Origin of the sequence: Serratia sp. SSNIH1 (assembly GCF_002935055.1) — a bacterium.
GTDB classification, from domain to species: Bacteria; Pseudomonadota; Gammaproteobacteria; order Enterobacterales; family Enterobacteriaceae; genus Serratia; species Serratia nevei.
This window is the reverse complement of the sequence record NZ_CP026383.1, coordinates 2,523,371-2,541,506: the sequence shown is the minus strand read 5'-3', so window position 1 is coordinate 2,541,506 and position 18,136 is coordinate 2,523,371. Positions and strand designations below refer to the sequence as shown.

24 protein-coding genes are annotated in these 18,136 nt (G+C 54.1%); 9 read left to right on the top strand and 15 right to left on the bottom strand.

Annotated elements, in window-relative coordinates; all coding sequences use genetic code 11:
* Positions 1 to 38 precede the first annotated feature (38 nt).
* The gene (locus C3F38_RS12270; protein WP_033642730.1) at positions 39 to 968 is read right to left on the bottom strand and encodes a sugar ABC transporter substrate-binding protein; all 930 of its coding nucleotides are present in this window, start codon (positions 966 to 968) and stop codon (positions 39 to 41) included.
* Between the two features lie 484 nt (positions 969 to 1,452).
* Between C3F38_RS12270 and C3F38_RS12265 the strand changes: the two genes are divergently transcribed.
* The 3 genes from C3F38_RS12265 to dcuR all read left to right on the top strand — a co-directional run bounded on the left by C3F38_RS12265 (position 1,453) and on the right by dcuR (position 4,746).
* The gene (locus C3F38_RS12265) at positions 1,453 to 2,295 is read left to right on the top strand and encodes a class I fructose-bisphosphate aldolase (protein WP_047727766.1); all 843 of its coding nucleotides are present in this window, start codon (positions 1,453 to 1,455) and stop codon (positions 2,293 to 2,295) included.
* Positions 2,296 to 2,420: 125 nt separating this feature from the next.
* The gene (locus C3F38_RS12260; RefSeq protein WP_055317570.1) at positions 2,421 to 4,034 is read left to right on the top strand and encodes a sensor histidine kinase; all 1,614 of its coding nucleotides are present in this window, start codon (positions 2,421 to 2,423) and stop codon (positions 4,032 to 4,034) included.
* Positions 4,027 to 4,746 carry a two-component system response regulator DcuR gene (dcuR, locus tag C3F38_RS12255; RefSeq protein WP_038875679.1) on the top strand — a complete coding sequence of 240 codons (720 nt, stop codon included), beginning with the start codon at positions 4,027 to 4,029 and terminating at the stop codon, positions 4,744 to 4,746. Before C3F38_RS12260 ends, dcuR begins: the two co-directional genes overlap by 8 nt.
* A gap of 37 nt (positions 4,747 to 4,783) precedes the next feature.
* Here dcuR and C3F38_RS12250 read toward each other — a convergent pair whose 3' ends face one another.
* The 6 genes from C3F38_RS12250 to C3F38_RS26570 form a co-directional block, all read right to left on the bottom strand.
* Entirely contained in the window at positions 4,784 to 5,119 is a 336-nt protein-coding gene (locus C3F38_RS12250) for a hypothetical protein (RefSeq protein ID WP_055317571.1), read from the bottom strand.
* Positions 5,120 to 5,152: 33 nt separating this feature from the next.
* The gene (locus C3F38_RS12245) at positions 5,153 to 5,578 is read right to left on the bottom strand and encodes a hypothetical protein (protein WP_053056817.1); all 426 of its coding nucleotides are present in this window, start codon (positions 5,576 to 5,578) and stop codon (positions 5,153 to 5,155) included.
* A gap of 61 nt (positions 5,579 to 5,639) precedes the next feature.
* Positions 5,640 to 5,939: a hypothetical protein gene (locus tag C3F38_RS12240; RefSeq protein WP_038875685.1), complete on the bottom strand. Its 300-nt coding sequence runs from the start codon at positions 5,937 to 5,939 to the stop codon at positions 5,640 to 5,642.
* Between the two features lie 637 nt (positions 5,940 to 6,576).
* On the bottom strand, positions 6,577 to 6,792 hold the full coding sequence (locus C3F38_RS12230) for a helix-turn-helix transcriptional regulator (protein ID WP_025302459.1): 216 nt from the start codon (positions 6,790 to 6,792) through the stop codon (positions 6,577 to 6,579).
* Positions 6,793 to 6,799: 7 nt separating this feature from the next.
* Positions 6,800 to 7,363, bottom strand: coding sequence for a DUF2975 domain-containing protein (locus C3F38_RS12225; RefSeq protein ID WP_033642723.1), 564 nt, complete (start codon positions 7,361 to 7,363; stop codon positions 6,800 to 6,802).
* Positions 7,364 to 7,369: 6 nt separating this feature from the next.
* Entirely contained in the window at positions 7,370 to 7,735 is a 366-nt protein-coding gene (locus C3F38_RS26570; RefSeq protein WP_233790587.1) for a hypothetical protein, read from the bottom strand.
* Between C3F38_RS26570 and C3F38_RS12220 the strand changes: the two genes are divergently transcribed.
* Positions 7,622 to 8,788 (top strand): ISL3 family transposase, encoded by a 1,167-nt coding sequence (locus C3F38_RS12220; protein ID WP_233790577.1) that lies wholly within the window; start codon positions 7,622 to 7,624, stop codon positions 8,786 to 8,788. The genes C3F38_RS26570 and C3F38_RS12220 overlap by 114 nt on opposite strands.
* 50 nt (positions 8,789 to 8,838) lie before the next feature.
* Here the strand turns inward: C3F38_RS12220 and fabV are convergent, their stop codons facing one another.
* The gene (gene fabV / locus C3F38_RS12215; RefSeq protein WP_047727768.1) at positions 8,839 to 10,038 is read right to left on the bottom strand and encodes an enoyl-ACP reductase FabV; all 1,200 of its coding nucleotides are present in this window, start codon (positions 10,036 to 10,038) and stop codon (positions 8,839 to 8,841) included.
* Positions 10,039 to 10,248: 210 nt separating this feature from the next.
* Between fabV and C3F38_RS12210 the strand changes: the two genes are divergently transcribed.
* Positions 10,249 to 11,091: a DUF4225 domain-containing protein gene (locus C3F38_RS12210; protein WP_055312138.1), complete on the top strand. Its 843-nt coding sequence runs from the start codon at positions 10,249 to 10,251 to the stop codon at positions 11,089 to 11,091.
* On the top strand, positions 11,091 to 11,393 hold the full coding sequence (locus C3F38_RS12205) for a hypothetical protein (protein WP_049202506.1): 303 nt from the start codon (positions 11,091 to 11,093) through the stop codon (positions 11,391 to 11,393). Before C3F38_RS12210 ends, C3F38_RS12205 begins: the two co-directional genes overlap by 1 nt.
* 50 nt (positions 11,394 to 11,443) lie before the next feature.
* Here C3F38_RS12205 and C3F38_RS12200 read toward each other — a convergent pair whose 3' ends face one another.
* Positions 11,444 to 11,794: a DUF4377 domain-containing protein gene (locus tag C3F38_RS12200; RefSeq protein WP_055317723.1), complete on the bottom strand. Its 351-nt coding sequence runs from the start codon at positions 11,792 to 11,794 to the stop codon at positions 11,444 to 11,446.
* Between the two features lie 135 nt (positions 11,795 to 11,929).
* Complete coding sequence (locus C3F38_RS12195) at positions 11,930 to 12,337, bottom strand: hypothetical protein (protein WP_055312139.1); 408 nt, start codon at positions 12,335 to 12,337, stop codon at positions 11,930 to 11,932.
* A 606-nt stretch (positions 12,338 to 12,943) separates the two neighbouring features.
* Here C3F38_RS12195 and C3F38_RS26170 point away from each other — a divergent pair.
* The gene (locus C3F38_RS26170) at positions 12,944 to 13,753 is read left to right on the top strand and encodes a hypothetical protein (protein WP_146052611.1); all 810 of its coding nucleotides are present in this window, start codon (positions 12,944 to 12,946) and stop codon (positions 13,751 to 13,753) included.
* 239 nt (positions 13,754 to 13,992) lie between these two features.
* Here the strand turns inward: C3F38_RS26170 and C3F38_RS12190 are convergent, their stop codons facing one another.
* Positions 13,993 to 14,091, bottom strand: a complete 99-nt coding sequence (locus C3F38_RS12190; protein WP_230122671.1) for a DUF1367 family protein — start codon at positions 14,089 to 14,091, stop codon at positions 13,993 to 13,995.
* 459 nt (positions 14,092 to 14,550) lie between these two features.
* Between C3F38_RS12190 and C3F38_RS26565 the strand changes: the two genes are divergently transcribed.
* Positions 14,551 to 14,721, top strand: coding sequence for a tyrosine-type recombinase/integrase (locus C3F38_RS26565; protein ID WP_226908983.1), 171 nt, complete (start codon positions 14,551 to 14,553; stop codon positions 14,719 to 14,721).
* 316 nt (positions 14,722 to 15,037) lie between these two features.
* Here the strand turns inward: C3F38_RS26565 and C3F38_RS12180 are convergent, their stop codons facing one another.
* The 4 genes from C3F38_RS12180 to ftnA all read right to left on the bottom strand — a co-directional run bounded on the left by C3F38_RS12180 (position 15,038) and on the right by ftnA (position 17,559).
* Positions 15,038 to 15,379 carry a YebY family protein gene (locus C3F38_RS12180; RefSeq protein WP_025302452.1) on the bottom strand — a complete coding sequence of 114 codons (342 nt, stop codon included), beginning with the start codon at positions 15,377 to 15,379 and terminating at the stop codon, positions 15,038 to 15,040.
* A 69-nt stretch (positions 15,380 to 15,448) separates the two neighbouring features.
* The gene (gene copD / locus C3F38_RS12175; protein WP_055317668.1) at positions 15,449 to 16,330 is read right to left on the bottom strand and encodes a copper homeostasis membrane protein CopD; all 882 of its coding nucleotides are present in this window, start codon (positions 16,328 to 16,330) and stop codon (positions 15,449 to 15,451) included.
* A gap of 2 nt (positions 16,331 to 16,332) precedes the next feature.
* A complete protein-coding gene (gene yobA, locus C3F38_RS12170; RefSeq protein WP_047727770.1) occupies positions 16,333 to 16,749 on the bottom strand; it encodes a CopC domain-containing protein YobA in 417 nt (138 codons plus the stop codon).
* Positions 16,750 to 17,040: 291 nt separating this feature from the next.
* Positions 17,041 to 17,559: a non-heme ferritin gene (ftnA, locus tag C3F38_RS12165; RefSeq protein WP_038875847.1), complete on the bottom strand. Its 519-nt coding sequence runs from the start codon at positions 17,557 to 17,559 to the stop codon at positions 17,041 to 17,043.
* A 344-nt stretch (positions 17,560 to 17,903) separates the two neighbouring features.
* Here ftnA and C3F38_RS12160 point away from each other — a divergent pair, with 344 nt between their 5' ends.
* Positions 17,904 to 18,134, top strand: coding sequence for a DNA polymerase III subunit theta (locus C3F38_RS12160; RefSeq protein WP_033638067.1), 231 nt, complete (start codon positions 17,904 to 17,906; stop codon positions 18,132 to 18,134).
* Positions 18,135 to 18,136 lie beyond the last annotated feature (2 nt).

Here is an 18,136-nt window from a genome sequence, read left to right as displayed (position 1 = left end):
GCTCGCCCCACACCGGCGCCCGCGGCGGGCTTCAAGGCTTATTTCTTGTTTTTATCGGCGAATTGCTGGTAATTGGCCTGGGTGATCAGCTGGTAAGGGATCAGCACGTTGCTCTCCACTTTCTCGCCTTTCACCAGCTGAACGGCGGTCTGCACCGCGCCTTCGCCCTGGCCTTTGGCGTCCTGGAACACGCTCAACGCCAGATCGCCCTTCTTGATGAACTCCAGCGCGTCCGGCGTGCCGTCAACGCCGGCCACCAGCACGCCGGATTTCTTGGCCTGCTTCAGCGCCAAAATAGCGCCGATGGCCATTTCGTCGTTGTTGGAGGCGATGGCGTCGATCTGCTGGCCGGACAAAATCCAGTCGGTGGTAACGTCCACCGCCTCTTTGCGGAAGAACTTGGCGGTTTGCTTGTCGACTATTTTGATGCCGGGATAGTTGGCCGCCACCTCTTCCACGCCGCGAGTGCGGTCGCGCGTGGCTTCACTCGACAGCTCACCCATCAGGATCATTACGTTGCCCTTGCCGTTCATCAACTTGGCCAGCGCCTCCATCTGCAGCTTGCCGGCCAGCTTGGAGTCGGAGCCGACGTAGGCCATGCCGGCCGGCAGCGCCACTTCCGGCTTGCGGTTGACGAACACCAGCGGGATCTTGGCCTTCTCGGCCAGCTTAATCATCGGCTTGACGCCCTGGGTATCCACCGGATTCAGGATGATGGCGTCGACGCCCTGGCTGACGAAGTTTTCGATTTGTTGAATTTGCTGCGCGATGTCACCTTTGGCGTCTTCGAACTGGCCGCTGACGTTACCGTCGGCCTTCATTTTGTTTTGCATCGACTGGCGCAGAATGGTGAGGAAGTTGTCATCGAAGTAAGCCATGGAAACGCCGATCTTGATGTCTTTCGCCAACACGCTGGCTGGCAGCATGCACATCAGTACCGAGGCGGCGATCAGTTTCTTCAGCTTCATGTTCGTTACCCTTTAATCGTTAGAATGAAGAGGTCTGTTGGTTGACAGCTAATGAAAAATATTTTTTACATTCAAACAACAATACGGTCGGTGTTATCCCTTTGATACGGCGAATTTACCGCGTTATCGCCGTATAAAGGCCGTTAGGAAAATGGTGATCAAGATCTCAAAACAGATTAAAAACAATCAATTGAAATAAACCCCTGGCACAGAAAACGGCACCATCAGCGCGTTTTTAAATGTTTATTTCATAATTTAGATTATTGAAACTTTTTAACCCAAACAAGCGAAACATGCATTTTGGAATGGCTTATTAACAAAAACATGACACGGATCTAACAAATGAAATGAAAGCCGCCGGCAAAGGTCCCCCTTTCGTGCGCCGGCAAAAACTGCGAGCGGCCACGCAGTTTGCGGTTTCCGCGTTTCCCGACCATCCTTACTCGGCAATAATGGACATATCCCTATCTCAGGAGGACCTGACATGCAGCTCAGCAGTAAGGTGCGGATGAACCGCCTGTTCAACAACGGCAAGTGCCTGGATGTGGCGATCGATCACGGCATCGCCAACGAACCGGATTTCTTGATCGGCCTGGAAGATATCGAACGGGTGATGGGCAACCTGATCGCCGCGCGCCCTGACGCCATTCAGGTCAACTACGGCCAGGCGGATCTGCTGCAGCGCGCGCCGCAGCGCGAAAAACCGGCGCTGGTGATGCGCACCGACGTCGGCAACGCCTATAACGCCGCGCGCCACCGCGAAATGTGGGCGGTGCTGCACAACCCGGAGGCGCCGATCCTCGCGGCGCTGCAAATGGACGCCGCCGCGGTGGTGGTCAATCTGTATATGATCCCGGATGAGCCCGGCATTTTCCGCCAGTGCGTGGAGAACATCGGCCGCCTGCGCCACGCCTGCGATCAATACGCCATGCCGCTGATGATCGAACCACTGGTGATGGCCCCGGCCGGCCAGGGCGCCGCCTACGGCTCGCTCGGCGACGTGGAGAAGATCGTGCCGCTGGTGCGGCTGGCGCGCGAGCTGGGCGCCGACATCATCAAGGCCGACCCGACCGAACGGGTGGAAGATTTCCACCGCGTGGTGGAAGCGGCGCGCTGCCCGACGCTGGTGCGCGGCGGCGGCAAGGGGGAGCTGGGGCCGGTGCTGGAGAAATCCGCCGCGCTGATGGCCCAGGGCGCCTCCGGCATGGTTTACGGCCGCAACGTCTATCAACACAGCAATCCGTCGCAGGTGGTGCGTGCGTTGATGGCAATCATCCATCAGGGTGCCAGCGGCCAACAGGCGCTGGAGATCTACCACCAGCAGTGACCCGCTTTTGTAACTAAAATAAGCCCCCCGCTCCCCGGCAGCATGCTATAACCTGCTGCCGGTAACTGCAGCTTGCCTCATTCCTCGCTAGAATACGCCGTGATATCGCCATTCGGAGAACCGCCATGCCAAAACAACGGGTGCCGCTCAAGCTGAGCACCTCCATCACGCTGATGGTGTCCGCCATCATCGCTTCGGTGCTGCTGGTGGTGTTCGCGCTGTTTTTCGTACAGATGAGCCGCGAGGGGCAAGATCAGCTGCAGCAGAAAGCCATCGCCGTCGCCAATACGCTGGCGCTCTCCAGCACGGTGGTTGACGGTCTGCAGCGGCGCGACCAAAGCGGCGCCATTCAGCGCTTCGCCGAGCAGGTGCGCCATCAAAACGAGCTGCTGTTCGTGGTGGTGGTGGATATGCAGGGCATCCGCTATTCGCACCCCAAACCCTGGCTGATCGGCAAGCATTTTATCGGCGACGATCTGGCGCCCGCGCTGCAAGGCAACGTCAACAGCGCCATCAACCGCGGCACGCTGGCCCCGGCGCTGCGGGTGTTCGTGCCGGTGTATGACGCGCAGAAACAGCAAATCGGCGTGGTGGCGCTCGGCATCGCGCTGGATACCGTGCAGCGGGTGGTGGCGGAAAGCCGCTGGATCATCTATTGGACCATCGCCTTCGCCGCGCTGGTCGGCAGCCTGGGCACCTTCTTCCTGGTCTCCGCACTCAAGCGCATCATGTTGGGTTTCGAGCCTTACGAAATCTCCAACCTGTTCGAACAGCGCAACGCCATGCTGCAATCGATTAAAGAAGGCGTGATCGCGGTCGATAATGAATCCCGCATCACCATCGTCAACGACGAGGCCAAGCGCCTGCTGCGCCAAAGCGGCCCGGTGGAAAACCTGCTGCTGGAAGCCGCCAGCAAGCATTGGCCGGCGCAGCTGCATCTGGCGGAGGTGCTGGGCAGCGGCAAACCGCTGCGCGATCGGCAGATCAACTTCAACGGCAGCGAACTGCTGACCAATACCGTCCCGGTGATCGTCAACGGCCAGGTGACCGGCGCCATCGCCACCTTCCGCGACAAGACCGAGGTCAGCCGCCTGCTGCAGCGCCTGAGCGGCATGGCGCACTACGCCGATGCGCTACGGGTGCAGTCGCACGAATTTATGAACAAGCTGCACGTGATACTCGGCATGCTGCACATGAAGGCCTACCAGCAGTTGGAAAACTACATCATCAATACCGCCAGCAACTATCAGGAAGAGATCGGCGCGCTGCTGCGCAAGATTCACTCGCCGGAAGTGGCGGGCTTCTTCATCGGCAAGATCAGCCGCGCCCACGAAGCCGGCGTTGAGCTGACCATCGAGGAAACCAGCCTGCTGCCGGAAACCGACGATGCGGAAACCACCCATGTGCTGATCAGCGTGCTCGGCAACCTGATCGAAAACGCCATCGACGCCATCGACGGCGTTGAGGGCCACGAGATCGGCCTGAGCTTCCATCACCACGACGATCAATTACACTGTATCGTCAGCGACGACGGCCCCGGCATCGATCCGGCGATCGGCGCGCGCATCTTCGAACACGGATTTTCTACCAAGGGAACGGGACGCGGCATTGGCCTGGCGCTGATCCGCAGCCATCTGGAGAAACTGGGGGGCAGCATCGATTTCGAATCTGAACCGGGCGAGCTGACCCAATTTTTCGTGTACCTTCCCTATCAGGCCAAGAGCAGAACCCATGATTAACGTACTGATTGTCGACGACGACCCGATGGTGGCAGAGCTGAACAAATACTACCTGAGCCAGGTCAGCGGTTTTCACTGCCAGGCGACGGTCGCTACCCTGAGCCAAGCGCGCGCCCTGCTGGCCGACGCCAGCGTCAGCATCGATCTGGTGCTGCTGGATATCTACATGCAGCAGGAGAACGGGCTGGACCTGCTGCCCGGCCTGCGCGAACTGGGCGAGAAGACCGATGTGATCATCATCTCTTCCGCCAGCGATGTGAACACGGTGCAAAAGGCGCTGCACTACGGCGTGGTGGATTACCTGATCAAGCCGTTCCAGTTCAGCCGCTTCAAAGAGGCGCTGAGCCACTACCGGCAGCAGTCACAGCTTCTGGCGCAGCGCGAGTTTTCGCAAGCCGACGTCGACAGCCTGCTGCGCCGCCAGCCCGGCGGCCAGGAGAGCAAAAAGCTGCCGAAGGGCCTGACCAGCATCACCCTGAGCACGGTGTGCGAGTGGATAGAACAGCAGCACGACAGTGAATTCTCCACCGACAACCTGGCCAACGCCATCGGCATTTCGCGGGTGTCCTGCCGCAAGTACCTCATCTATCTGGCGGAGAGCGGCATTCTCGGCACCCGTATTTTGTACGGCGCCACCGGCCGCCCGGTCTATCTGTATCAGCTGAAGCCGGACGCGATCGCCATGCTGAAAGAGCATTGTCGCCCGGCATAAACGACGCCGGGCGCTGCAAGCGCCCGGACGTTGAAAGCTAGAAGTTGTACATGTAACACCTCGCCTCGCGGTGAGGATCTTTCGAGTATCTCCGCAGGCAGCGCTGCTTTTTCTGCTGCTGCTCCAGGTGATGCTGCTGCCGCTTGGCGGCTTCTGCGGCCTCGCGCAGCTGCTCACGCGCGATCGCCTGCTCATTGGCCTGCGTCAGGCTGTCGACATTCCACACCTTGTGGCGCAGCGCGCTGCGTTTTTTCTGGTACTCCTCGGGGACTTTATTGTCCTTCGGCGCCGCCGCGTGGTATTCCAAATCCACCCGCGCCTGCGCAAAGCAGGCGCAACACAAGGCCGCGCCGGCCAACACTAGCCTTTTCATCGATAAACTCCTGACAAATCCCTGTTCTCATCTTTAGCAATTCAGCGGCCGGCCATTCAGCCAGGCGCGGCAATAAACGCCGACAAACGGCCGATGCGGCCCCGTCAGAGACGTCCGCCGCAGACGCAGCGACAGGCAGCGGACGATATCGGCACCCTGCTCACAGGCCGATCGGGCGCTCTGATGCCCCTGCGCGGAAGGTCTCGCCGCTTCCTGCGTTTGCAACCGGATTTCCAACGCTTCCCGCTCCGCACGCAGCAGCGCTAGCTGCATGCGCTCCGCCTGAATCTGTTCAGCCAACCAAACATGCTGTAACAAGCCATCCAGCCGCGCCGGACACCCCGCCGCAGAGGGACTTTCCGTCGAGGCGCCGGGCGAGGAATGGCGATCGATGAACGCCTGACTGCAAAATGAGGCCAGCAGCGCCAGCGCCGCAGCGATTAACGAAGGTAGTTTCAATACACAAGCTCCATGAATAAGCCGACTGGGGCGCGCCGCGAAAAACGACGCAGAGAACCGTTCAACAGCCGTTGAGTGAAGACACCTGAGGCTCCGCGGGATCGGGCGCATGTTGCCCTCCCGTCGCCGGCGCTTTCGCGTTTTCGGCATCGCATTCCGCCAGACGCGCCAAGGTTTCGGCCTCATTCTCCGTGGGCGGGGTCGGCTCAGCCATCTCTTGTCGCAGGCCATGCGCCAGCTCTTTCAATTTCTTCTGAAACAGCACGGGAGAAATTCCCTCGCATTGCCGATCGTAACGGGCCGCATTTGCTTGCAGACTCAACAACGACATTATCAATATGGCGACAATACGCTTTGCCATTGAAAACTCCTGTAAGGATGTCTGGGTATGTTGATATATATTCAACAAGCAGAGATTCATCGTTTAAAGATAAATAACGCATCGAAAAAACAGAGTAGCGAATTAATAATAAACCGTTCCACAATATCTTTGAGATAACGTCTGCCGCCCCGCCGAATAAAGATCGGCGGTTAGCGCCCCCCTATTTTCGACCAATCCAGCGTACCGCCGATACCGACCCTGCCTTCATTCAGCACGGCAGCGGCGGATTCGCCGGCGATAATGCGCTGTTTCTGTTCTCGCGTTGCGGGCTGCGGTGTCCCCCAATTCCCCCAGTGAGTGGAGGAGGATGAGGATGAAACAGTGGGGTGAATGGCACTGCATCCGTTTAATACAAGACACAATGCCAGAAGAGAATTACGCCATGTCATACTATTTCCCTTAAAATAACGCTATTGGTAGTGACGGTAAATGAAAAACGAGTTTATTTAGTTTAATAACTTTCGCCGCATGCAATCGCCTGCGACAAAAAGAATACGCAAGTGTTAATCACCCGTTATTTTAATTAACCTGAATCAAACAAATATCGTTCAATAAGACAACGCTAATCGCAGAAATGGGCCAGCAGGCTCAGCGCACTTCCGAGTGCGCTGGGATCTTACTCTTCGCCGTCCGGCTGCCAGGCCAGCAGATCGCCAGGCTGGCAGTCGAGAATGCGGCAGATCTTGTCCAGCGTTTCCAGCCTGACTCCCTTGACCTTGCCGTTTTTCAACAGAGACAGGTTTTGCTCGGTGATCCCCACCTGCTCCGCCAGCTCCTTTGAACGCATCTTCCTTTTGGCCAACATGACATCAAGACTTACGATTATTGCCACTCTATTCTCACACGAAAGAAAGCTGTTCTTCATTCAGCCGCAACGCTTCCAGAAATACCCGGCTAAATACCAGGATTGCGCAGCCTACGATCAGCGAGCGCACCGACTCGCTATTGACGCCATAATAAAGGATAAACAGCATTTTTTCATCGGCGGTCAATACCATTACCTGTAGCAGACCGGCTAACGACGGGAACAACACATCGACGATCAGCAAGATGCCAATGATCTGCAACAGCACCATATTGTTGCGATGCCACACGTTGCCGCGGAAGAATTGATAAAACAGCCCGGCGCCGCACAGCAGCGCGCTGTAATAGGGCAAATAACCGAGCATGTCGATAACCAGCGTGGCGAACAGCGCCCAGCGTTGCTGCGGGATCGCGTAGGCGAGCAGCTCCGGGTAATATTCCCGGTAAGAGGCGACGATATCGCGATAGGCTACGCCCTGCAGCCAGTCCCGCACGATGATGAACATCTCAACGCCGGTGCTGACGATCAGCATCGCCATAATGAGCAAACACAGACAACGCACATACAGCGGCAGATGGATCCTTGGCGCAGCGCCCATAATTTTCTATCCCTTAATCAACAGCAATAAATTATCGTAAAACGATAATTTATTGCTGTCAATGATCAAGTGGACTGATGAGTCAGGCGGTGGTCGCCAACGCGCGGACAATAAAAAAGGTTCATCGCGCTTTAGCGTGAACCAATAGAAAACGGCAGTCAGAACGTTTAGGTTTGTATTCGCCAAAACACACCCTAAACCTTCAAAACTGCCGTCACTATGAATGCTAACCTTTGCTCCCTGTTCTGGGAAGGCTTTATCGTCAATTCCTTCTCGCATCCTTCTGCCAACTCCCTGCTTATCCAGCTCCAGCCTGACGCTGCCGTCATGCCCTGTTGTCGTCGTTGTGAGCGGCGGGTGCCTGTTGTGCATGATGTTTCCTTCCGCCGAGTGCGTGAACGCCAGCTGCTCGATTGGGTCGTCTGGCTCAACGTCCCCGTCCGGCGCCTGTGTTGTCCCCATTGCGGGGTCACCACCGAAAAAATCAGCTGGTTGCCTGAACGCCAGAGATATACCACGACGCTATCCGTATGGGTTGAGTCACTGGTCCGTTTACTGCCGATTAAGCACGTTGCACAACTCACCGGCCTGCACTGGCATACGGTCAAGAATATCGACTACCGGCGTCTGCTGCGGGAACGGACAGAGCCGCAGCGCCATACCCTCCGCCGTCTGGTGATGGATGAGTTCGCCCTGTTCAAAGGACATCGTTATGCCACTGTGGTGATGGATGCGGATACGCAACAGGTGTTGTGGGTGGGCGAAGGCCGCAGCAGAGCGGCCTTCCGCCCCTTCTTCGTCTGGCTGGGCGCTGAAGGCTGTGCCGCTATCCAGTCTGTCGCCATGGATATGAATACGGCGTTAGACCTGGAGGTCAGGCATCACTGCCCGCAGGCGGAAGTGGTCTATGACTTGTTCCATGTGGTGGCAAAGTATGGCCGGGAGGTTATCGACCGGGTCCGCGTCGACCAGGCCAATCAACTCCGTGATAACCCAAAAGCGCGTCAGGTCATCAAACGCAGCCGCTGGCTGCTGCTGCGCAACCCAGAAAACCTGCCCGAAGGGCATGAGGTAAAGCTCACGGAGTTGCTGGAGGCGAATCAGCCGTTGAATGTGGTCTGGCTGATGAAAACAGCGCTGAAAGAACTGTGGTACGCCCCGAGTGAACAAGAGGCGCAGAGACGCTGGGTAAGCTGGTACAGGCAGTCTCAGGAAAGCGGAATCAAGGCGTTGCAACACTTCGCCGAGAAACTGAAAGGGTATGCCGGTGGCATCATCGCGAGTGCCAGACACAGGTTGAATACCAGCGTGCTGGAAGGGATGAACAATAAGATAAAAGTGATGAAGCGGATGGCCTATGGATACCGGGATAACGCTTACTTCTTCCTGAAAATCAAAGCAGCGTTCCCCGGTAAAGCGCGATGAACCATAAAAAAGGCCGGGCTAACCCGACCTTGTTTGACCGCTCGACGCGCTTAGACCAGTTCGATCACGTCGAAGTTGGCTTCGCCGCTCAGATCGGCATCGTAATCAACGCCCTGCAGACCGAAGCCGAACAGGCGCAGGAATTCCGCCTTGTAGCCCTGGTAATCCGTCAGTTCGTTGATGTTGCTGTCGTTCAGCTGCTGCCAGATTTCACGGCAGGTTTCCTGCACGGCGTCGCGCAGTTCCCAGTCATCCAGGCGCAGACGGTGTTTCTCGTCGGTATCCGGCGCCGCACCGCTGTACAGCTTGGTGGCGAACAGACGCTGGATCTGCTCGATGCAGCCTTCGTGAATGCCCTGCTCCTTCATGATCTTGAACACGATGGAGATATACAGCGGCATCACCGGAATGGCGGAAGAAGCCTGCGTCACCACCGACTTGAGCACCGCAACGTAAGCCGCGCCGCCTTTGGCCTGCAGTTTCTGGTTGATGGCGTGCGCCGCGCGATCCAGATCTTCTTTCGCCTTGCCCAGCGTACCGTGCCAATAGATTGGCCAGGTCAGATCGGTACCGATGTAGGAGTAAGCGACAGACTGCGCGTTATCCGCCAACACGCCCGCTTCGTCCAGCGCGTCCATCCACAGCTGCCAGTCCTGGCCGCCCATCACCTTCACGGTGTCGGCGATTTCTTGCTCGTTGGCCGGCTCGACCACGGCCTCAACCAGCACGTCTTTGTTGGTGTCCAGCGCGACGGATTTGTACGGCTCGCCGATCGGCTTCAGTGCGGAACGCACCACTTCGCCGGTTTCCGGCATCTTACGCACCGGCGAAGCCAGCGAGTAAACCACCAGGTCAACCTGACCCAGGTCTTTCTTGATCAGATCGATAACGGTCTGACGGCACTCATTGGAAAATGCGTCGCCGTTGATGCTTTTCGCGTACAGGCCTTCTTCTTTAGCTGCCTTGTCGAAACCGGCGGAGTTGTACCAACCGGCGGAACCGGTTTTGCCTTCGCTGCCAGGCTTCTCGAAAAATACGCCGATGGTGGCCGCACCGCTGCCGAAAGCGGCATTGATGCGCGAGGCCAGACCGTAACCGGTGGATGCACCAATGACCAGCACCTTTTTAGGCCCGTTTTTCAGTTCGCCGCGCGACTTAACGTAGGCGATTTGCTCACGGACGTTGGCTTCACAGCCTGCCGGGTGAGCGGTGGTGCAGATAAAACCACGAATTTTAGGTTTGATAATCATAGTAATTTTTTCTTGGTAGCTAAAAACCGAAGGACAATATACCTGATTTTCTCAATATACTTAAGAAAGTGCGAAAACAAGCGCAGTGAACAGACCAGTTTAGTCGAGGGATCAGGGTTGCCCAACTCCGCATCGTGATACCTTCACGCGCCGCGCTTCGCACCCTCAGCGCGTTCAAGCCTTCCCTCTTCAAATCAGCAAAAGTTGATCATGCTTCTGGCGTTGCGTTATGGTGTGGCTGTTTTTTGGTCGAAATCCAGGGAGGAACAAAGAAAAATGGATAATCCACTGTTACTAAAGGAACGTTTAAATACCTACTCGCAAACGATGGCTCGTCAACAAGGACGTATGCTTTTAGAACTCTCAGAGCGCGTTAATAGGGACTTTTTAAAAGATCGGACAGTCGGTCATGCCTTCAGACATGAGATGCACTGCTTTGTGAATGATAAATTGCAAAAATGCCAACAAGTAGGTGAAGCGGCGAATGTTGCAATGAGAGAAATGAAGCAAGAATATCAATCGCTTTCTGAGCAAGAGCGCTTATTGCGAACTGACGCCGTGACACCTTATGCCGTAATGAGAAAGAAAGTCAATCATGACGCCGTAGTGACCTACGTGTTAGCCGGCGTTGGCTTCCTCTCGGGAATAGCACAAATTTTACTCGGCGTGGGCTTGGATTGGACTGGCGTCGGAGCCATTCCAGGAACGTTACTTTTAATCAATGGCATCAATAATGTCTACGAAAACGGTTATACGCTGTTATTTGGCAAGAATACTATTGGTCCAGGCCGAATGATGTACCGTTCTGCGGCTTCAACGCTAGGCTATTCCCATTCAGCAGCAGACATGGCGTTAGGTGGCGTAGACTTACTGTTATCAGGCTATGGTTTACTAAAACTGTCGCTGAAACCCGAAGCCTGGCGATTATTTCGCTACATCAATACAGACTATATTCGCGGTTGGAGAAACATGGGAAGAACCAGCTTGATGCTTGAAGGTGGCGCAGATGTCTCAACCCTTAATTCCATTTATAAAGGCAGCCAGGAACAGTGATGGAACCGACTTTATATTATATTCTTTCTACTCTCGCTGCCGCAGCCTGTCTGGCCGTGAAATACGGCTTCAGACCGCCTCTGGGTTCCAAGGGTTATGTCGTTCTGGTTACGATATGCTTTTTAATCCTTTGCTGGCAATTTACCCTTTTTGCCAACGGCAACGCGATGTTTATTGCTGACTCTGAAACATGGGCCAAAGAAAATTGGCCTCTACGCTACTGTGCGTTGGGGTTTGCTCTTGCACATGCCTTCGCCACTTTCGAATCCTCCAGAAGAAAGAAAAAAGACAAACTATCCTGAAGTCGTCACCACCAAATGAAACGCCATTTGGTGGTGACAAGGTAGAGCCATTACGCCTTGTTCTTTTCCAGCTGCTCAATCAGCGTGTAACGCAGCGATGAGGCATCGGCCGGCACGTTCTCCACCGGGGTAACAAGCACTTTCAGCCGATACTGATAGCCCGGTTCGAAAGTGAAACCCTCGATGCCGGTATAGAACAACTCCCACGGCTGCTGCGCGGAGCGGCGCACCTGCATGCACTTCATCGGGCCGACGCCCACGCAGTCCACCAGCACGCTGTTCACCAGCAACACTTCCGTTTGGCCGCCTTTCTCGTTTGCGGGCTGATTCATCAAGGTTCCCTCCTGGTTGCAGCCGGCCAGCGCGGCCAACGCAACAAATAACAACGCTTTAATTTTCAATGTACTGCACCATTAGTCATCTAGGTTGCGTGATCCTAACAAATTGGCCGGGTGAATTGAACCTTGCTTCGTATCGCAGGAGTGACATTATTCGTTCGCGTTTATTCTCCAAACTCATGCATTACTGGACAGAGTTCATGACGGTACGCTGTCATTTTTATCATCGGCATCAATGAGAAAACCGGTGATGCTAATCGCCGACTTAACCTGCCTGGCGTCCATTACCGCCGTTTTAACGTAGCCAAAGAAAGCCACCCGCGTGCCAGGCAGACGGATTGGCGTCGCCAATTGTGCACTGAGTTCACGATTGCGCTGCGCCATCAGCTCGGCACGCGCCCGCCAAAACGCGGCGGGCTCGGTTGGGGTTTCAGTCGCGGTTTCGAACAGAGACGCCAATTCGCTTAGCGCCTCCCACTCCGCCAACAGGGCGGCAACCACTTCGGGGTTGGCCATCTGCCCCCAGTCAGAGGGTAAAGCCCCCTCACGCCACGCCTCGAGATAGCCAGGCAACGCCTTCTTCAACTGGCTCAGCCGATCGTTCAACACAGGCTTCCTTTTATAAGAACTAACATATTGATATTAATCACAATGCTATACTCGCTTAACCGGTAATGAGAACAATGAACGGAGCTTATCAGCGCCTTAGATGACGTAATGACTTTTGGTGCGGCTAAATTAGCGATATGTGCGGGTGGAGGATGGGGATTTTTGCAGATGATTTCCCGAAGATGAAGAACGCCAACACTAGTAGTACGACTGGCAAAATCAATGCCGTCCATTAGTCTCGGAAACATCATTCAAAACATAAGCCTCGCTATAGAAGCAGTCTTGGTTTTCGAACTTTCAAATTTGATTAAAAATAATTCAAAAAACAGTCAACAATACGATCTTTCTCAATAACCCATTCGAATCTTAAGAACTAGCACCTATATTACCCCATCGACAAACACAAGGTTAATCGATTAATTTTAAACATAACGACTACTAGCTTCATGGCTTTTTCACATAAACAATCTGTACTTTAACTGAAGCTTCTGTTATAAAAATACTGCGCTGCAACTTTTTAATATAAAAATCCAGTTTCAAAAAACAACCCCCATTATAATCAACAACATAAGTTAAATCTAAATATGGACATTTCAAATACCAATGAACATAGAAACAGTTAAAACCGCTTCGAGATTTTCAATACCAATCAAATTAATTCTAGCCGGAATAGTTAGCGCGCTTGGTGGTTCGGGGTACATTGGTTTTCTAAGCGAATATGCAACTTACTTTTATGCGTTATCGAATGGATTTAGAATCCCAGCCGAGGGGTCACCATACTTAAAGGTCACAATAGCATCAATAAGTTTCTCGGTAATGCTATTATGTGCCATCATATATATGATTTTTTATTTTATAGTAAAAATAAACCTATCATCAAATAAGTGGTCAAACAAGATTCAAAGAAAAATTGTTGATTCATTTCAATTGAAAAGCAAAACTCCAAAGGCTATCCATTGGTTATATAACACCTCACAAAAACCAATGAGCATTACAGGAGCTATTGTAGCCTCATTTATTTCATCCATTGCCGTTGCAATGATGCCTTATTTTTGGGTGAGCAAGGCAATACCAATCCCAATTTATTTATTTTTGTTTTTTGTTTCATTCACTTACTTTATATGTGCATCCCTACCTCTAATTGACAGAAAATTTTTCACTACAGCATGTACTTTTACAACCTTGTTTTATTTAGTCAGCACTCCATTATTCTTATTTAATGGTAACGTATATGGCGCCATCTTAAAGGAAATAAAATATGGTGGTGGAACCAGAGTAACAATCCACTTTGAAGATAAAAAGGAAATTAATACCAAACTATTACTTAGGACAAGTGATAGCATCTTCATTACGGATGGAGATGATAAAGTATCTGAAGTCCCACTAGGAAAAATAAATAAAATAACATACTAAAAATTTTAAAATACTTAAATAGCCGGGAATCATCCCGGCCCCAATACCTTGTGAAATCGATTCGAGAGACGCCTGTATTTTTGTGGCCATCACGATGCATCCTGCGTCACTCGGGTGTAAACCATCTGGTTCAGGGTCGGCTGTACAGATACCGAGAATCCTGATTTCATAATCACAGCCACGTGCCTCGTCTGTCAGTTTACTCATGCGACATAATCGAGAAGCTGAGCCGCGGCGTTTTATGCCTCGGCGATAGTTAGGAAGGATTTGTTTAAGATGAAGATCCACAGCGCGTTGAGCGCGGCCTGGTACAAATCGTTAAATTCTAGGTTGTCCATTTTTGCGAATGAGATCTCGGCTCGCGCAGGGTTGAACCGTCGGGAGTTCAAAAAGATCATACCCGCGCGGCGAAAACTGTCGTAATGCTCGAAAGTCTGGAGTGAAGCATTAGGGAATGCCGCAGAGACTATACTGCTACCACCGTGATTTTACCTGACGATGGATCTCGCCCCAATCTTCGGCCAATGCCGCGAAGATCTGATCCGGATGCGCTTCAGCCATGTTGTAGACGGCCGCCTGCAGGCTGAACAAGGCAAGACGGGGGCTATGCTTTACCCCCCCCTTGACCTATAACTGAAATGTATGGGGGTTCACCTTGGCGCCATGATTGGCCGCTGTCGGTTGGTTAACACAACAGATTTTATGATTAGCGCTGGCATCCACAAAAACAGCCTGATGGCTCATTACATCCGGACGGGCTAACGAAAAAATTTGTCGCCGCACGGAAAGCATCAGGTTTGGAGTTTCAGGAAAGCCCGCCGACGCTCCACGAGATCCGAAGCCTGTCCGGCCGCCTGTACGAAAAGCAGAACGACAAGGCATTTGCTCAAAAGCTGCTGGGGCATACAACGGAAATGATGACGCTGAAATATCTCAAAACGAGGGGGAAGGAATACGTGATGCTGTAAAAGACCGAATATCAAAATTCGGACATATTTCGGACATTTTCGGACAAACGAAAATAAACCCTTTAAAATCAACAATCCAAAAAAAGACCGAATACGATTCCTATATTCGGTCTAGGGAAATGGCTCTTGGGAGAGAGCCGTGCGCTAAAAGTTGGCATTTAATGCAGGGCTTGTTCAGCCGTGCACTTTAAGAGTAGCCTACCGCGCCAGTTTTGCCAGCCGCCCGGCGGCCGCATGATAGTTTCGTGACGAAATAACTATGCGGCAAAGGCGCATCAATCCGCGCGCTCTGGGCAAGGCGTTGGCAAACAAGCGGTTAGTCAGCGCACAGCTTCTCGGCGCGTTCGATAAACGGCGCCAGGCTCATTTTTTTCCCCGGTTCGGCAGGGTCGTCCAGCAGGAGCACCTCCAGCGGTTGCGCGCGCTGATGGCCCTTCTTCACCTGCTGCTCCGCTGCGTCGTTGAGCGGGTATTGCATCAGAGTGCTGTTGTTGAGCACGAACAGCGCGCCGCCGCTGCGGCACTGCAGCGTCACTTCTTCCTTGGTGAACGCCCACTGTTTGCCGTATTCCAGTTTGGTGATGTTCACCAGTTTGTCTGCCGCCAGCGCGCCAGTCGCGGTTGCCAGCAGCGTAATGCCGAGTAATACCGATTTCATGTGTTGGCCTTAAGGTTGCTATTCACGTCGATTTTCCCGCAGCTTGCCCGGTTGCGGCAAGCCGAAATGTCAAACCGGCGCATAGGTTGCAAATAAACTGACCAGCAGCAGCACCGCCATCCCCAGCCCCACTTCGAGCCAGCAGGCCAGCACCACGCCGCGCTGCGCCAGCGCCGGCACGCGGCTCATTGCCGGCACGATGGCATAGCGATTGGCCAGCGCCACCATTACCATCAGCGCCACCAGCGCGGTTTTGATCAGCAGCAGGCGCTGATAAGACGAGCCGAGGTTGAGCGGCCAACCGCCGAGAATGATCAGGCTGTTGACGATGCCGGTGACGATCACCGCCGCCACCGCCAGGTGCCCCCAGCGCGAGAAACGGATCAGCGTGGTGATGGCGTCGCTGCGCCACTGCGGCGGCTGCAGGTAACGCAGGCAAACCAGCAGCGGCGCCAGGCAGCCGAACCAGTAGCCGGCGGCCAGCAGGTGCACCGCATGGTTGGCGCAGTGCAGCGCGCCCAGCGTGCCTTCGTGCATCGCCGCGTGGCCGATGAACGCCAGGCTGACCAGCAGCAGCGCCGAACACAGCGCCAACGCCTGCGCGCGCGGCCTTTCCGGCAGCAACAGGCTCAGGATCGCCAGCAGCGACAGGCCCAGATGCCAGCACCATACTTCGCCGAAGGTGGTGCCGAGCACCGCCCACCAGACCTCCAGCCGCCAGGCGTCTTCCCAACCGTCGCCCATTTGCCCGGCCTGAATGGCCAGCAGCGCCACGGCGGAAAGCCCGGCAATCCAGGTGCCGGCAAGCAGCAGCGGGCGCACATCGCGGGAGAGGATCGGGGAGAGGCGCTGCGGTGACAGTAAGGCGGTGAACAGGCTGATGCCGAACATCAGCATCACCGCCGCAAAGTGCACCAAGCGACACAGAACGAACAGGGTCGCCAGACTCACGATCAGTTTACGGTGAAGCTGTACTGGCCTTTGGTTTTATGCCCGTCGACCGACACCACATGCCAGCTGACGTTGTATTTGCCCGCACTCAGTTCGCCTTCGATCGGCACATTGACCTGGGTGTTGTTGTTCGGATCGAGCTGCAGCTTGCCGGTTTTCACCACGGCGTTGTCCGGGCCGGTGATTTTCACGCCGCTGAAGTTCGGCTCGATGCCTTCGGAGAAGCTGAGGGTCAGCGCTTTCGGCGCCGGGCTGACGCTGGCGTCGGCCTTCGGCGTTTGCACTTTCAGGTGGGCGTGCGCCAGCGCTTGCTGCGAAGACAGGCCGACGAACAGGACAAAAACGGTGGAAAGCAGGCGACAGGAGGAACGAATTTTACCGATCACAGTGGTATCCCTTAACAGTATAAAGAGGGTCATAAGGGTTAAGGCCACAGCCAAGGCGATGTATCAGCGGCCCCAACCCACCGCAAATGATTGCGCCACGGGTAAACAGAAAAACGGGTTGTATCGGCTAACCCGCTGTTTTGACTCTACCATCCCTGTAGCGTATCGCGGTAAATCATAACGACCACGCTGCGGCAAGTCGAGCGCATCACTGGCATTTTGCGATCCGGCAGCACGTATCGCCGCATAACCGTGATAAACGCAGGGTAAAAAAAACCGCGCGTCAGGCTCGCCCGCGCGCGGTTTTCGGTGTTCTGATGCGGATTAAGCCTGGCCGTTGCCGCCCTGGCCCATCGCGCCCATTTTCTTCAGATCTTTGTCGATGAAGAACAGGCCTTTGCCGCTGGTGCCCACCAGCGCCAGCTTATCCAGCACGGATTTGAACAGTTTCTCTTCTTCGTGCTGCTCCGCCACGTACCACTGCAGGAAGTTGAAGGTGGAGTAATCATGTGCGGTCATGGCGGCGTGCGCCAGTTCGTTGATCTGACGGGTGATCAGCTGTTCGTGTTCGTAGGTCTGCTGGAACACGTCCGCCAGCGATTCGAACGTCACCGGCGGTGCGGCGATGCTGCCCAGCAGCGGCAGAGAGCCGGTGTCGCTCAGGTAGTCGAACAGACGTTGCATATGCTGCATCTCTTCCTGAGAGTGCTCTTTAAGAAATGCGGCGGCGCCTTCAAAGCCTTTATCGCTGCACCATGCGCTCATCTGCAGGTACAGGTTGGCGGAGTAGAACTCCAGATTCAGTTGCTCATTCAGCTTTTGAGTCATTTCTTGCGTCAGCATAATGATTCCTTTTATTTTGCAGGTCATGAATTTAATTTTCGCGCATTATGCCCTGCTGCCGCAAAAATAAAAACACCTTATTTACACTCAAATCACATTAATTATAAAAACCATATATATCAACAAATTAAAATAATTTAATTACATTAAGAATTAACATGATAATTATTTTCATCTTTTATTCTAATCAAAAAGCGAATCATTCTTATTTAAAAGAATAAATAGATTGCATTACTCCCGGACAAATATCGCCCACGGCAGCGGCGCAACGGGCTTGCCAAGCGCCGCCGGGTGGATTACCTTCTGCGCAGGTTCAAAGCGGTAAAGTAAGTAAGGAGCATAGCGTGGGTTACAATCTGGCCGAGCTGTCTAAAGAAGAGATGGACCGGGTGAACGTGGATCTCGCCGCCTCAGGCGTGGCGTACAAAGAGCGCTACAACATGCCGGTGATCCCGGAAGTGGTGGAGCGTGAGCAGCCGGAAGCGCTGCGCGACTATTTTCGCGAGCGCGTGGCGCACTACCGCGCGGAATCCCACAGGTTTTCGCGCCTGCCGTACGAGCCGAAAGTCAAATAACA